Below are 13,884 nucleotides of genomic sequence, written 5' to 3'. Positions count from 1 at the left end.
GTTAACTTATGAAATCGATTTTAGCACTTCTGCTCCTTTGGATTACGTTCTTCGATCAACCGATCCGGGAAACCATTCTATCGAACCCGACCCACGCTGGCACCACGCCACGATTTACGACAGATCAACGGGGTAATCCGGTGCTGAGCTGGGCCGAAAAGACGAGCGACAAAGCCGCTGTCTTTTTCTTTAGCGTGTCTACAGATGGCGGCGAAACGTTTGGGGCTGCCATGCGCATTCCCGTACCGGCCGACCTGTCTACGCACGCCGAAGGAATGCCAAAAATCGCCATAAAAGGCAACGGCACGCTGATCGCTCTCTTTGAGGTGGCGCACCCCACCACCGAGTCGCCCTATGCGGGGAATCTTTACACCATGACCTCGACCAACAACGGGCAGTCATGGACCGACCCAAAGCCAGTACACCGGGATGTGACGCCCGGCAAAAGCCACTCGTTCGGCGATCTAACCCGCCTGCCCAATGGGGAAGTCGGCCTTGTCTGGATCGACGAAAAGCTGAATGGACAGGAGGGGCGATGCATCAAATTTGTGCAGACGCAACCACAAGGCGGTTTTAGCCCGGAAATCATTGTCGACAGCAACGCCTGTCAGTGCTGCCGGACGAATGTATTTATCGACTCGAAAAACCAGATTCACCTCACCTACCGTGACCTGATTCCGACCGGTAAAAGCTCGCCCGCCGCCCGCGACATGAGCCGGGCAACATCGACCGACGGGGGTAAAACGTTTGGTACGCCACAGCGAATTTACGTTGACGACTGGCGCGTGGCGGCTTGTCCCCATGCCGGATCGAGCGTGGCGCAGGTGGGTAATGACCTGTATACGACCTGGTTTTCGGGGAAAGAAGGCAGCGAAGGAGTACGTCTTGCCAGAGCGGGCCAGGCCGATCTGGCGGCAACGGTACCGTCGAGCCGGGCGAAGCATCCACAGGTGGTTGCTTACCAGAATCAGTTGATGTGGCTCTGGGACGAGTCGGTGCGGCTTCCCAATCAACCGGCCGACGAGCCCATGCCAAAATTCACGCAGCGCATCGCCCTGCGCACGGCCCCAACAGCCCCGGTAACGTACCTGACTTCCCAAACGGTGAGTGCAACGTACCCAGTTGCACTGGCAACGGCCAAGGGGTTACTGGTGGCATTCGAGCAAAAAAACGGCGATCAAAAACCCGTCATCGTCACCCAGCTTATTGCTCATCCACAATGATATTGTCATTGGCCCAGAACGTCTCGTCGAAGGTCATCACCCGCTCGCTGAACGACTGATCGGCCTTGATGATGTCTTTTTTGTTTGGCCGCTGCACGTTATTGAACGAGGTTTGTGTGACCACAAAATCCATTCGGCTCCGTATAGGCTGTGCTGGGCGCAGCTTGTACGTGTAGCTGTTTTCAACCTGGGCATGATGCAGCACATAGCGGTCGTCTAAAGGCTGGTAGCTGACTACATACCGCCGGTTATCTAGCCGGATAGGAAGCCTGAGCGCCTCCAGGCTACGGTTTACAATCCGTAACCCGTTCACAGTGAGGGTGTAATCAGCGTTTACAATCGCCTCCGACTGGGTATCGATCAGCAGTTTGCCTGTAAAAATGGCATTGTTGATACCGCCTTTTATGGCTATGGCCGGGGTGTATTTGGGCGTGAATTCAATGATATACGCGTTGCGGTCGTTCACGCTGGTTTGTCCTGCATAGGTGTATTCATACAGGTCGGGGCCTACCGCTTCCAGAAAGTTGCTGAGTCCCGGATTCTTCACCACGTCGAGCATAATGCCCAGGTGTGGGCCGTTCGTAATGTCGGGCAGATGACACGTGTCACCTCCCGACAGAAAGTAATCGGGCAATGGCTTACGGCGACCTTTTACTATCCGAACGGCGTCGTCGAAGGTATGTTTTTTATAGCCGGTCTTATACAATTCTAACTGGCCTTCACTCAGAACGATGAAGTCTTTTTCGCGTACCCATTCCCGGTAAAAGCCCGTCAGTAACGAAGGGTTCAACGGGTAGTTACGGGCAACGCGCCGCATCGACTCCTGCACCAGTTCAACCGGATCGACCGGCCGCACCACCAGTTCGTTCAGTTGTTGTACCGATGGCTGCAACGCAATGACCTGCTCATCGCGCTGATTGAGCAGCTTTGCCAGCAGCAACCGGGCCGACACGTAGCCCACACTCGATAGCACGACCGAATCGGCGATGGTAGGTTGGCTTATGTGAAAGGCGAAGCGGCCTTCTCCATTGGCTACCGTCCCCATTTTACGACTGGGTATGTAAACCGCTGAATAGGGTAACGCCTCTTTCGTCTGCTTATCAATCAGGCGGCCTTTCACAACAACAGCCTGTTCCTGTGCCTTCAGGCAGAAAGGAATAAACAACAATAAACCAATCAGTAGGCGATTGTACATAACCAGTTGCCTGAAAAGTTGAGTGTGGCCAGTAAAGTAACGCCATTCATTGACCGTTCGATCAAGATTTTTGTAACGTACCTGATGAATAAAGGTCATAACTGGATAAATAGCTCACCCCGCCTTTCAACAACTGTATATACTGATTGCTTACCCATCTGGTTATGAAAAAACTCTGCATTCTGCTGCTATTCTTGCCAGTTATAGCGTCGGCTCAATTTTCGTTCAATGAACGAATCAGTGTTCGCTTCAACGGGGTATTAAATGAAGCGGCCAATGGAACCTCCTACGATATAACCGCGCCGAATCAGCTATTTTACGTCGGTTCGGAGGAGTTTTTCGGCCCGCGCGATGCCTTTACCTTGTCAACAGCCCGCTTAAGCTATCGCATTCGGGAAAGCAGCACACCCGGCGTAGGCACGTTTACCCAGTTGATTCCTTCAGAACGTACGGGCTCAGACAATATCTGGCTGTATCGGGGCGTAAATGGCAACAGTTGCAACTGCCCAATCGACCTGGATTTGTACACGGCAGCACCCGGCAATGGCACCTTTACGCTGGAGGCTTTCCTGAGCCTTCAGAAAACACCCGGCGGCGAGGTGTTCATGGGTGCTACTCAATCGATCGTTTTCACGGTGACAGGTAAAGAGGCCCAACCCGTTACGCTGGTATCATTCAAAGCCCAAAAGGAAAACACGACCGTTGCCCTGACCTGGACTACCGCTCTGGAACAGAACAACAGCCATTTCGACGTTGAACGCAGCCGTGACCTAATCAACTGGCAACGAGTTACTACCGTTGAGGGAAGCGGCACCACCACTGAGCAACGTACCTACACGGCCCATGATCAGAGCCCGTTACGCGGCACGAGCTACTACCGGCTTAAGCAGGTTGACAGCGACGGCAAAACCACCGCGTTTCGTCCGCAAAGCGTAACGATTGATGTGAATCCCACGATCACAATCCAGCCAACCATCACCGACCGCTACCTGCTCGTAACCGGCATCGACAGCGATGTTCAACTCAGTATCTATGATCTGAAAGGCGTATTGCAACAACATTATTCACTCCAGGCTGCCACCACCCTCGACCTGTCGGCCCTGCGGAGCGGGATGTACATCGTCCGCACCACCGACGAAACAAGCACCCATTCGCAACGCATCCTGGTTCAGCATTGATTGGTAACGTCAGTAGGCCACGCCGTCATTGGTTGTCATTAGTAGTCATTGATTGTCATTGGTAGTCATTTGTTGTAAAACTACTAATGACAATCAATGACAACCAATGACTACCAATGACAACTAATGACTACAAATGACAATCAATGACAGCGTAGCCTACTGACGTTTCTGCTACCGAAGATTGGGAGCTGGCAGGATGGGCAGGCTTTCGTTACCGTCTTCAGAAACGGCCTGAACGGCGTAGAAGTAGTTGTCTTTCGAGTACGGCAGCGTCATTCCGAGCTTGGTTGTGAAGAATTTTTTCTGCCAGTAAGGCATGTGCGTTTCGCGCATCAGCACATAATAGCCCTTCGCTTTACGGCTGCCGTCGGTTTTAGGAGCCTGCCAGTACAAAGCCGTTGAATTGGTGAGGTTACGTACCTCGATAGTGACCTGCTGGGGCGTAGACGGTGCTTTTGCCAGGTTCGCCAGCGTGGCCAGATTCACCGCCGTGTTTTTCTTCAGGTAATCGAAATCCATGAATTTAGCATAGTCGCCGTACTCGACAGCGGCATTGCCCTTGCCTTCAACACGCAGGTCCTGGTGTTGATGATCATAATTTTCGTTCATCTCCGTCAGGCGGACGGCCGCAAAACCGCGTTGTACGTAGGGCGTATGATCGCCGCCGCGCAGGTATCGGTCATTACGGTAAACGGTCACGATTTCCAGGTTATCCACGTAGCGTTCGCCGAGTTCTTTAACGTACCTGGCCAGCGTACGGGCTTTTCCATCGTTTTCAGAGCCAAACTGCCTGATGTTCGAAGCGCGGTCACTAAGTTGATAAGCAGGCAACCCTTCGCTGAATACCCGCAACCGCGTGTTGTCGATAATGCGCGTTTCGTTGGAGTGGTTGCTGCCCATAATGTCGTTGTTCAGCACGGCTTCCAGATTCCATTTTTCCTGAACAGCCCGTTCGCTGAGGTGCTCGGCACCAAGCAGGCCCTGTTCTTCACCCGTTAGAGTCACAAAAATGATCGTAGCCGGAAACTGGGATTTGCTCAGCACCCGGCATAGTTCGATCACCGCCGCCGTTCCTGATCCGTCGTCGTTGGCACCGGGGGCGTCGCTTTCGCGGTTCATCACGTTGGTGACGCGGCTATCCATATGGCCCTGCACAATAAAGACGCGGTCGTCAGTTGGTTCGGTCCCTTTCAACGTCGCCATCACATTACCAATTTCCGACGCCTTGTCGATGCGCCGACCATCAGCGGCGAGGGTCCAGGAATCAAGTCCGGTTGTCATCCGGCCACCCGACTGTTTGGCGTACTGCTGGAACTTTCCCAGAATCCACTGGCGGGCGGCTCCAATCCCTTTTTTGGGGTCCGTAGTTGTCGAGAGCGTATGGCGCGTTCCGAATCGCACCAGCCCGTCGACATGCGCCCGGAGACTATCGGCCGACAGTTGCCCAACCAGATCGGCAATAACCGGATCGCGCTGCATGATGGTTTGAGCGAAAATTGGGGACGTGAGCAGCCCCAAAAAAAGTAGTAAAGATGATGTTCTCAATGACATGACAGGTTGTTGATTTAGCAGACGAAACTACAATAAAAAAGCGCAAACCAGTGAGCCTGCGGCAATCGAAGCACGAAACGGCACAATCTAAGTAACCGCGTTCCAATAGCGAAAAAACACCTCTGTGTAGAATTAGCCCGTTAAAAACAAGTTGACTGGATGTTCTTCCCTTAGTTCACTGTACATTGACAGCCGCTTACCAAGTGGGTAAAACACAGTTCCCACCCTAAATCCAGCCTAACCGTGCGTCCTATTCTAGTTTCTATTTTTCTGCTCACGAGCTTTTTCGCCTGCCAGCCCGACAAAAAAAAGCAGGCAGATAGCACAGACAAGTCGGCAGTCAACATACCTGTCCCCTACGACCTGGCCAACCCTACCGAACGCCATAAATTACCCGGCGACCTGCGTGAAGTATCGGGCCTGAGCTATTACAAACCCGGCCGATTAGCCTGCATCCAGGATGAGCTGGGCGTAGTATTCATCTATGACCTCGGCCGGAAAGACATCGTTGATGAGCATGTGTTTGGCAAGAATGGGGATTATGAAGGCGTCGAATACGTGGGCAAAAAGCTCTATATGCTGCGGAGCGATGGCGAACTCTACGAGATGGAACCCACCGACGGCGTTAAGATAATTGGCGGTAGTCCCCAAACTCGCCATATCAAGATTGACCTCCCTGGCAAAAACGACATGGAAGGCCTGAGCTACGATTCGCAGTTAGACGCCCTTCTGTTGGCCACCAAAGATGGCAAAGGGACCGATAAAATCATTTATTACTACAGCCTCAAGAATAAGACCCTGTTTCAGGGTATCGTGCTCAAACAGGCTGATTTACAAGCGTTCGATGGGTCGATGAGCGAGTTTAAACCGTCGGGAATCGCCGTTCATCCCAAAACGCGCGACTACTACGTACTCTCCAGCGCGGCCCACCGGCTAGCCATTTTAGCGCCCAATGGAAAGGTAAAATCACTCGTTCCACTCAACGATAAGGAGTTGCGCCAGCCCGAAGGCATCTGCTTTGCCCCCGACGGCACACTCTACATCGCCAGCGAAGGCGACGGTAAAAAAGGAATTATCCTGGAGTTCAAAGAGAAATAAAGGGTTGACGTGTCAAGTTTCAAGTAGCGTTGCTAAGTAAGCAGGTGGTTGATTAGCAATGCCACTTGACCCCTATTACCTGATCACCAACGCGCCTCCAACGCCTACGACAGACGTACCCAGGGAAGTAGGCGTATACACAGCACCAACGCGAATGATGCCCGTTGGCACTTGTCTGAGCATGGTGTTGTACCGGCCAACGGCTTTGTTTACCTGTGTGTTGGCAACAATAACGGTTCCCAGAGCAAGGGCTACACTGCCGCCATAGACTGTCCAGTACTCGCCGGAATTAAAGCCTACTGAGCGCGTCCGGGTGAAGAAATAGACCAGTGGCACCAGCGCCGTAAGTCGGCTTATTGTGTTCCAGGTGCGGAAATTTCGAAAATGCTGATTCACCTGCGGGTCATTAAGCTCAAAAAAGGGCACTTCGAGCGAGTAAGGCGAATTCAGTTTCTTCTCGCCGTAGAAATACACGCTGCCCAGTGCCGACGAACCAATGGCACGTTCGATGGGGCGCAGATGAGCCGGAACGGGAATTTGTCGGTAAAACGACGTGTCGCGCTGCGCGTAACCGGCTTCTGAGAGAAGCGCCAGCAACACGCCAAAAGTAAAACGTAGGATCAAGGTTGTGGGCGAACTAGTGGTGTAACTGTTTCTCAACGCACTAACGGGTGTGTTTGTTATCCGGTACTTTTTTCGCGCTACCCTTGTTATAGCAACAGGCGTATCTGCTCCTTTATTCATGCTGCATAAAACCCGGGGAATCACCCTTAGCTACATCCGCTACCGCGAATCGTCGATCATTGCCCGCGTATATACCGAAGATTTTGGGCTGCAAAGCTACATCATCAACGGGGTGCGGTCGGCCAAAAGCAAGACGAACAAAATCGCCTTGTTTCAACCGTTGACCCTACTCGATATGGTGGTGTATTACCGCGACGATCGCGACCTGCACCGGATATCGGAAGTAAAAACGCCGTATCCGTTTCAGCATATTCCGTTTGAGGTCGCCAAGTCGAGTATGGCCTTGTTTATGACCGAGATACTGAGCAAAACGTTGAAGGAAGAAGCCGGCAATCCGCATCTTTTTCGGTTTCTGCTCACGTCCATCGTGTATCTGGAAGAAGCCACCGAGCAGTACGAAAACCTGCATATCGCGTTCCTGCTGCAACTGGCAACGTACCTGGGATTCGGGCCGGAAAGTGCACAGGAATTTGAGAATCAACTCCGCGAACGGTCGGTTCCCTACATGGCCGACGACGCCATGAACGAGGCACTTACCACGCTCATGAGCCAGCCCATACATACGCCCGTCCGCCTGACACGTACCCAACGCGCCGACCTCCTCGACGCACTGGTGTCCTACTACCGTATCCACTTCGATAACCTCGGCGAGGTAAAATCATTACCGGTTCTGCGGGAAGTGATGGGTTGAGGAAGCAGTATTAACGCTATTTAACAAACAAATAAGTCGGCCACAGCAACGATTTGCCGCACTACACGCGTATGGGGACATAAGAGCGATATCCCGCTCGGCAAACCATTCATTCATATGCGCTTATTCATCCTGATGGTCTCGCTGCTAACGGCCACGCTCACCTATGCCCAGGACAATATCATTCTAAGAAATGGGGAGGAGGTTCCTGCAAAAGTGCTTGAAGTAACTCAGACGGACCTTAAATACCGAAAGGCGGCCAACCCCGACGGCCCGATTTATACCGCTACCCTGCGTGATGTATTGTTGATCAAATACGCCAATGGAACTAAAGATACCTTCGGCAATGACCGGCCTATGATGCGTAACCGACCAGCACGACCCACGCCCATAGAAATAGGTGGCCCTGCTGCCCCAATGCAGGGGTTGGATGGACTTCGGTATCACCGTGGCTTATTTAGCCGTTATTACGTCGGAAACAATGGTCAGCAAATTGGCTTGCCTCAGGCCAGTTCATTATTCTACAGCCAGCCTGATGCTTTAAATGCGCTTGACCGGGGTCGCTCACTACGTACCTGGTCGGTGGTTACAGCCGTATCGGCGGGGGCCTTGATTGGAACAGGAATAGGCCTGTCTATCGGACGCGACGGACGTGGCGGGCGAGGCCCAGGTTTCACCAACTCAGGCGGGCCATCCTTCGACAACCGGCACGACGGGCGTAGAGCAGGAGCTGCGCTGGTGGGCAGTGGCCTTTTACTGGGCGTGGCCTCGCTTTGGCTCGATCACCGCGCGTCGGTTCAGTTTCGCCGGGCGGCCGATCGCTACAACAACCGCCAGCCAACGACCCTCCGTTTTACGCCCGGCCAGAACGGCGTCGGCGCGGTATTAACGTTTTAAGATAATCGAGTCGTTTAGTTTATTCTCCAACCCCCTTCAGGGGGTTGGAGAATAAACTAAACGACTTTTACGGACAACGTACCCAGCCGCTACACAAACTTCCGTTTTAGCTCGAAGTTCTGACCGAGATACAGGCGACGTACCTGTTCGTCGCTGGCAAGTTCTTCGGCGGTGCCTTGTTTCAGGATTTTGCCTTCAAACAGCAGATAGGCCCGGTCGGTGATCGACAGGGTTTCGTTCACGTTATGGTCGGTGATCAGGATCCCGATGTTGCGGTGTTTCAGTGTGGCCACAATGCTCTGAATGTCTTCGACGGCAATCGGGTCAACGCCCGCAAAGGGTTCGTCGAGCAGAATAAACTTCGGATCAACAGCCAGCGCACGGGCAATTTCGGTGCGCCGCCGCTCACCACCCGACAGCACCTTACCCGGATTTTTGCGCACATGGCCGAGGTTGAACTCCTCAATCAGGTCTTCGGTTCGCTGCCGCTGTTCGGCTTTGGGTTTGTTGGTCATTTCCAGCACCGCCAGAATATTTTCCTCCACCGTCAGGTCGCGAAAAATAGACGCTTCCTGCGCCAGATAACCCAGCCCCAGGCGTGCCCGCTTGTACATGGGCAGGTTGGTAATGTCCAGATCGTCGATATAGACTTTACCGCTGTTGGGTTTCACCAGCCCCACCGCCATGTAAAACGACGTGGTTTTACCCGCGCCATTTGGGCCCAGCAACCCAACAATCTCGCCCTGCGCAACCTGATACGACACGTCGCTATTAACGAAGCGGCTGCCGTATTTCTTTACCAAATGTTCGGTTCTAAGAATCATATATGTGGGTTGATCTTTTTGACAGGATTTACAGGATGAACAGGATTTGCTTACCTCTTCTAGGGAGAAAAATCCTGTCCATCCTGTAAATCCTGTCAAAAAAATTACTCCGGCAACCGAATGTCTTTCAGGTTGAGCTGAATGGTTGACTGGTCGCGGAAGTGGTTCATTTCTACGGAATAACAGATTGAGAACGGTTCATTTTGCTGTAGATGACTCGCCCATTCTGCCATGCCAAAGCCGATAGCGACAAAACTTCGGCCCGACCCAAGCTGCTTACAGGTGAATTTCAAATGCTTCTCTTTCATAATAATCGGTTCACCCACCAGCACCACGTCCTCTGTGCAGAAAACCGGAGCCAGGTTTCGAGGACCAAACGGCGACATCTGCTTCATGATCCGGTAAAATTTGGCGTCGATCTCAGTAAAGTCCAGCGGAATATCGATGTCAACCTTCGGAACCAGATCGTCGGCCAGAATCCGGTCAGATACTACCTGCTCGAACCGTTCCCGAAATGCCTTGATGTTTTCGACGGGCAACGTCAGCCCGGCGGCGAAGGTGTGGCCACCAAACTGCTCCAGCAAATCGGAACACGCTTCAATAGCCTCATACACATCGAAACCCGCCACCGAGCGGGCCGACCCCGCCGCTTTATCGTTCGATTGGGTCAGAATAATCGTTGGTCGGTAAAACCGTTCGATGCAGCGCGAGGCCACTATACCGATAACGCCTTTATTCCACGATGCGTCGTAGAGAACCGTCGATTTAGCGTTTTTTAACCATTCGTCGGCTTCGATCATCGCCAGTGCCTGCTCGGTCATGCTCTTGTCGAACTGCTGGCGGTCGGCATTATGGCGGTTCAGGCCATAGGCAAAGTCTTCGGCTTCGTCGTGGTGCGTAGCCAGCAGCAGGTCCACCGCCGCGCGGGCATGCTTGATACGCCCGGCGGCGTTGATCCGTGGGCCAAGACCAAACACGACGTTGGTTACATCCAGGTGTTTGGCAGGGGGCGGGCAGGTTTCGTTTTCGGCCACAAAACCCGCAATACGGAGCAACGCACAAAGGCCGGTCCGGGGCGACGAATTCAGTTGTTTCAGCCCGTAGTAGGCTAGTGCGCGGTTTTCGCCCGTCACCGGAACAATGTCGCAGGAAATACTCACCGCCACCAGATCGAGGTACGGCCACAGCGTACTGGCCGGCATTCCCCGTACCATACACAGGGCCTGCAGTAGTTTGAAGCCTACGCCACAACCCGTCAGTTCATCATATGGGTACGTACAATCGTCGCGTTTGGGGTCCAGCACGGCCACGGCGGCAGGAATCTGGTCGCCCGGACGGTGGTGATCGCAGATGATAAAATCGACGCCCATCGCCGTAGCTTCCTCCACGCGCTCGATCGACTTTATGCCGCAGTCGAGGGCGATGATCAGCGAGAAACCGTTTTCGGCCGCATAGGCAACACCCGCCTGCGAAATACCGTATCCCTCTTTGTAGCGGTCTGGAATGTAGTGATCGAGCCGGTCGTAGAGAGTGCGCAGAAATCCGAACATGAGCGCAACCGAGGTGGTCCCGTCTACGTCGTAATCACCGTATACCAAAATTTTTTCACCTTTTTCCATCGCCAGGGTTATCCTGTCAACGGCCCGGTCCATGTCCTTCATCAGGAAGGGATCGTGCAGATGGCCTAGTTCAGGCCGGAAAAAGGTACGGGCTTCCTCAAAGGTTGTCACCCCGCGCTGTACCAGCAGTGTAGCCAGAAATGGACTGATGTTCAGCGTCTGTACCAACGATTCGACGGCCGATTTTTGAGACGGCGAATCGGGAAACGGCTTGTATAGCCAGCGTTTGGCAGCAGGAGATGAACGAACAATCATACGGTCGGTTAGCAAAGCATCAGTACGCAAGTTAATTTCGTTTCAAAGAAAACAGTTTCGCTCATGCTCATTTTCCTGTCGCTGCTTAACCTGCTAACGACCCCTACCCCGCCCCCGGCTCGCAAAACACTGTTTACTGTAGAAGTACATAATGTTCGTGCGGCAACTGGCACGGTGCAGATTGGCCTGTTTAAGCCCTGCGACGGGTTTCCAGATAAGTGCAGGCCAGCCGAATCGAAACATGTTACGGCCACCAAAGGCGTTGTCCAGGCCGTATTTGAAGTCGATCCCGGAGATTATGCACTCGCTATTTTCCACGATGTAAACAGCAACGGAAAAATCGACATGCGTTTTTTTATACCCAAAGAGCCTTACGGATTCAGTAATAACGTTCGCCCGCGCTTCTCGGCACCTAAATTCGCCGATTGTCGCGTGCAGGTCGGTCACGATCCAAAAACCGTCAGCGTACGTATTGAATAAAGTAGCGCCGAAGCTCCAGCTTCGGTAGTGATTGTGCCGTTCTGACTACCGAAGCTGGAGCTTCGGTGCTACAGATTTATGAAACACATCTTCTTTCTGATTACAAGCTGGCTGTTGCTGACAACTGCCCACGCCCAAACCGAGCAGACGGGAGCAGACGTCTGTGCGGAAGGGAAGGTCCGTTACTTTGGCAAACTCTTTCAGACCGGGCAAGCGTCGGGACGTCAACTGGCTCCTACCGTTCAGGCGATTGGCGATTCGACCGTCGACATTACGTATTACGGGCTGGATCTGCGGATAACCACCTCGCCCAACTACCTGCGTGGGGCGGCAACCGTGGCCATGAAGGCCAACGTACCCACGCTGTCGCAGTTTTATCTGGATTTCAACATCAATATGAAGGTCGATTCGGTGAAAGCGGGCGTACAAAAGCTGACGTACACGCACCAGAGCAACCGGCTCACCATCACGCTGCCGCAGGCAATCACCAGAGGCCAAACCGGCCGCGTTACGGTGTATTATCAGGGCCTGCCTGTTACCCCCAACGCCGGGTTGACCGATCAGGCGTTTGTGTTCAGTACCCACGAAACCACCACCGATCCGCTGATTTATACCCTCAGCGAGCCATACGGTGCCTCCGACTGGTTTCCCTGCAAAGATACCCCCGCCGACAAAGCCGATTCGTCGGACGTGAGCGTAACGGCGGCTCCGTTCTTCGTGTCAGTTTCCAACGGATTGTTGCAAGGCGTAACCACCAATACCGACGGCACGAAAACGTATCGCTGGAAAAACAGCTACCCCATTGCGCAGTACCTGATCTCGATTGCCTGCTCGAACTACACGCTCTACGATAACCCGTTCACCTATCAGGGCAAAACCATGCCCGTGACGCACTACGTTTTTCCGGAAGATCTGGCCAGCGTAAAAACCGCGCTGACGGAGACAAACAACATGATCAAGGTGTTTTCCGACCTGTTTGGAACGTACCCATTCATTCGCGAAAAGTACGGGCACGCCCAGTTCCGCTGGGGTGGCGGCATGGAACACCAAACGGCCACGTCGATCATTAAAAGTGCCATGACCCGCACTACGATCTCGCATGAGTTGATGCACCAGTGGTTCGGCGACAAAATCACCTGCCGCAACTGGCAGAATATCTGGCTCAACGAAGGATTTGCCTCGTACGGTGAAGCCATTTATCAGGAGTCGATTGGCGGTCTGAGCACTTATAAAAGCTATATGAATACTTTCATTTCGCAGGCCAGACTAGCTTCAGGTACGTTGTATGTGCAGAACGTAACCGACATCAACCAGATCTTCAGTAGCAACCGTACCTACGCAAAAGGGGCCGTCGTGTTGCACATGCTGCGCGGCGTATTGGGCGACAGCACCTTTTTTAAAGGCATGAGATCCTACGCCAGTTCGCCGGTTGCTTACAGTACGGCCGTAACGGAAGATTTCCAAAAAGTCATGGAAACTGCTTCAGGCAAAAGCCTGGGTTATTTCTTCCGTGAGTGGTTCTACGGGGAAAGCTACCCGACCTACAGCTACTCGGTAGCGCCTGTTGCCAACACCAATCGGGCCGTGGTGCAGCTTCGGCAAACACAAACCAGCACAAATCCGGCTTCCTTCACCATGCCGGTGCAGATTACGGTTCAATCGTTAGCGGGCGACAGCACCGTAACGGTGTTCAACGACCAGTCGGTTCAGTCGTTTACCGTCACAGGGCGGGGTACCGTGACCAACGTCGTGATCGACCCCAATACCTGGATTCTGCGCGGCGCCACCATTACCCAAATAACAACCCAGGTTGAACCGATTGTGCTGGCTACAGAAGAGGCTAGTCAGTTGCGCGTTTTTCCGAATCCCGGAAACGATCTGCTTACGGCTGAATTTACCACCCAAACCGCCGGTCCGCTGACTGTTTCGCTCGTCAACCTGCTTGGTCAACCGGTGTCGACGCAAGCTGACAGCAACGTACCTGCGGGTAAACAGGTACGTTCGCTGTCGCTGAAATCACTCCCGGCGGGCAGGTACGTTCTGCGCCTGCAAACTGCTGATGGCGTAAAAAGTGCGGCTGTACTGGTAAAGTAAGTAGTAGTGCCGACGCTCCAGCTTCGGTAAAA

At 53.2% G+C, this 13,884-nt stretch carries 12 protein-coding genes; 7 read left to right on the top strand and 5 right to left on the bottom strand.

Annotated elements, in window-relative coordinates; all coding sequences use genetic code 11:
* The first annotated feature begins 8 nt into the window (after positions 1–8).
* Complete coding sequence (locus tag ACFE8Q_RS05160; protein ID WP_375444286.1) at positions 9–1,223, top strand: sialidase family protein; 1,215 nt, start codon at positions 9–11, stop codon at positions 1,221–1,223.
* Here ACFE8Q_RS05160 and ACFE8Q_RS05155 read toward each other — a convergent pair.
* Positions 1,204–2,418 (bottom strand): carboxypeptidase-like regulatory domain-containing protein, encoded by a 1,215-nt coding sequence (locus ACFE8Q_RS05155; RefSeq protein WP_375444285.1) that lies wholly within the window; start codon positions 2,416–2,418, stop codon positions 1,204–1,206. The two genes, ACFE8Q_RS05160 and ACFE8Q_RS05155, sit on opposite strands and share 20 nt — an antisense overlap.
* A gap of 164 nt (positions 2,419–2,582) precedes the next feature.
* Here ACFE8Q_RS05155 and ACFE8Q_RS05150 point away from each other — a divergent pair, with 164 nt between their 5' ends.
* Entirely contained in the window at positions 2,583–3,596 is a 1,014-nt protein-coding gene (locus tag ACFE8Q_RS05150; RefSeq protein ID WP_375444284.1) for a T9SS type A sorting domain-containing protein, read from the top strand.
* 174 nt (positions 3,597–3,770) lie between these two features.
* Here ACFE8Q_RS05150 and ACFE8Q_RS05145 read toward each other — a convergent pair whose 3' ends face one another.
* Positions 3,771–5,150 (bottom strand): M20/M25/M40 family metallo-hydrolase, encoded by a 1,380-nt coding sequence (locus ACFE8Q_RS05145; RefSeq protein WP_375444283.1) that lies wholly within the window; start codon positions 5,148–5,150, stop codon positions 3,771–3,773.
* A gap of 243 nt (positions 5,151–5,393) precedes the next feature.
* Here ACFE8Q_RS05145 and ACFE8Q_RS05140 point away from each other — a divergent pair, with 243 nt between their 5' ends.
* Complete coding sequence (locus tag ACFE8Q_RS05140; protein ID WP_375444282.1) at positions 5,394–6,248, top strand: SdiA-regulated domain-containing protein; 855 nt, start codon at positions 5,394–5,396, stop codon at positions 6,246–6,248.
* Between the two features lie 75 nt (positions 6,249–6,323).
* Here the strand turns inward: ACFE8Q_RS05140 and ACFE8Q_RS05135 are convergent, their stop codons facing one another.
* Positions 6,324–6,872 (bottom strand): hypothetical protein, encoded by a 549-nt coding sequence (locus tag ACFE8Q_RS05135; RefSeq protein ID WP_375444281.1) that lies wholly within the window; start codon positions 6,870–6,872, stop codon positions 6,324–6,326.
* Between the two features lie 118 nt (positions 6,873–6,990).
* Between ACFE8Q_RS05135 and recO the strand changes: the two genes are divergently transcribed.
* Positions 6,991–7,683, top strand: coding sequence for a DNA repair protein RecO (gene recO / locus ACFE8Q_RS05130; protein WP_375444280.1), 693 nt, complete (start codon positions 6,991–6,993; stop codon positions 7,681–7,683).
* Positions 7,684–7,800: 117 nt separating this feature from the next.
* Positions 7,801–8,580 carry a hypothetical protein gene (locus ACFE8Q_RS05125; RefSeq protein WP_375444279.1) on the top strand — a complete coding sequence of 260 codons (780 nt, stop codon included), beginning with the start codon at positions 7,801–7,803 and terminating at the stop codon, positions 8,578–8,580.
* 89 nt (positions 8,581–8,669) lie between these two features.
* On the opposite strand, the gene lptB is transcribed toward ACFE8Q_RS05125, so the two are convergent.
* Together lptB and recJ are read right to left on the bottom strand one after the other, a co-directional pair.
* The gene (lptB, locus tag ACFE8Q_RS05120) at positions 8,670–9,404 is read right to left on the bottom strand and encodes an LPS export ABC transporter ATP-binding protein (protein WP_375444278.1); all 735 of its coding nucleotides are present in this window, start codon (positions 9,402–9,404) and stop codon (positions 8,670–8,672) included.
* A 104-nt stretch (positions 9,405–9,508) separates the two neighbouring features.
* Complete coding sequence (recJ, locus tag ACFE8Q_RS05115) at positions 9,509–11,278, bottom strand: single-stranded-DNA-specific exonuclease RecJ (protein ID WP_375444277.1); 1,770 nt, start codon at positions 11,276–11,278, stop codon at positions 9,509–9,511.
* 63 nt (positions 11,279–11,341) lie between these two features.
* Between recJ and ACFE8Q_RS05110 the strand changes: the two genes are divergently transcribed.
* On the top strand, positions 11,342–11,758 hold the full coding sequence (locus tag ACFE8Q_RS05110; protein ID WP_375444276.1) for a DUF2141 domain-containing protein: 417 nt from the start codon (positions 11,342–11,344) through the stop codon (positions 11,756–11,758).
* Between the two features lie 78 nt (positions 11,759–11,836).
* Positions 11,837–13,852 carry a M1 family aminopeptidase gene (locus ACFE8Q_RS05105; protein WP_375444275.1) on the top strand — a complete coding sequence of 672 codons (2,016 nt, stop codon included), beginning with the start codon at positions 11,837–11,839 and terminating at the stop codon, positions 13,850–13,852.
* Positions 13,853–13,884 lie beyond the last annotated feature (32 nt).

Origin of the sequence: uncultured Fibrella sp., from assembly GCF_964250085.1 — a bacterium.
Taxonomy (GTDB): domain Bacteria; phylum Bacteroidota; class Bacteroidia; order Cytophagales; family Spirosomataceae; genus Fibrella.
Note: the sequence above shows the minus strand (reverse complement) of the source record. Positions and strands in the feature narration are given on the sequence as shown.

Excerpts from the sequence above, each read along its gene's own strand:
- recO (WP_375444280.1), top strand. The coding sequence starts at position 6,991 with ATGCTGCATAAAACCCGGGGAATCACCCTTAGCTACATCCGCTACCGC.
- ACFE8Q_RS05105 (WP_375444275.1), top strand. The coding sequence starts at position 11,837 with ATGAAACACATCTTCTTTCTGATTACAAGCTGGCTGTTGCTGACAACT.
- ACFE8Q_RS05160 (WP_375444286.1), top strand. The coding sequence starts at position 9 with ATGAAATCGATTTTAGCACTTCTGCTCCTTTGGATTACGTTCTTCGAT.
- ACFE8Q_RS05145 (WP_375444283.1), bottom strand. The coding sequence starts at position 5,150 with ATGTCATTGAGAACATCATCTTTACTACTTTTTTTGGGGCTGCTCACG.
- lptB (WP_375444278.1), bottom strand. The coding sequence starts at position 9,404 with ATGATTCTTAGAACCGAACATTTGGTAAAGAAATACGGCAGCCGCTTC.
- recJ (WP_375444277.1), bottom strand. The coding sequence starts at position 11,278 with ATGATTGTTCGTTCATCTCCTGCTGCCAAACGCTGGCTATACAAGCCG.
- ACFE8Q_RS05110 (WP_375444276.1), top strand. The coding sequence starts at position 11,342 with ATGCTCATTTTCCTGTCGCTGCTTAACCTGCTAACGACCCCTACCCCG.
- ACFE8Q_RS05150 (WP_375444284.1), top strand. The coding sequence starts at position 2,583 with ATGAAAAAACTCTGCATTCTGCTGCTATTCTTGCCAGTTATAGCGTCG.
- ACFE8Q_RS05155 (WP_375444285.1), bottom strand. The coding sequence starts at position 2,418 with ATGTACAATCGCCTACTGATTGGTTTATTGTTGTTTATTCCTTTCTGC.
- ACFE8Q_RS05125 (WP_375444279.1), top strand. The coding sequence starts at position 7,801 with ATGCGCTTATTCATCCTGATGGTCTCGCTGCTAACGGCCACGCTCACC.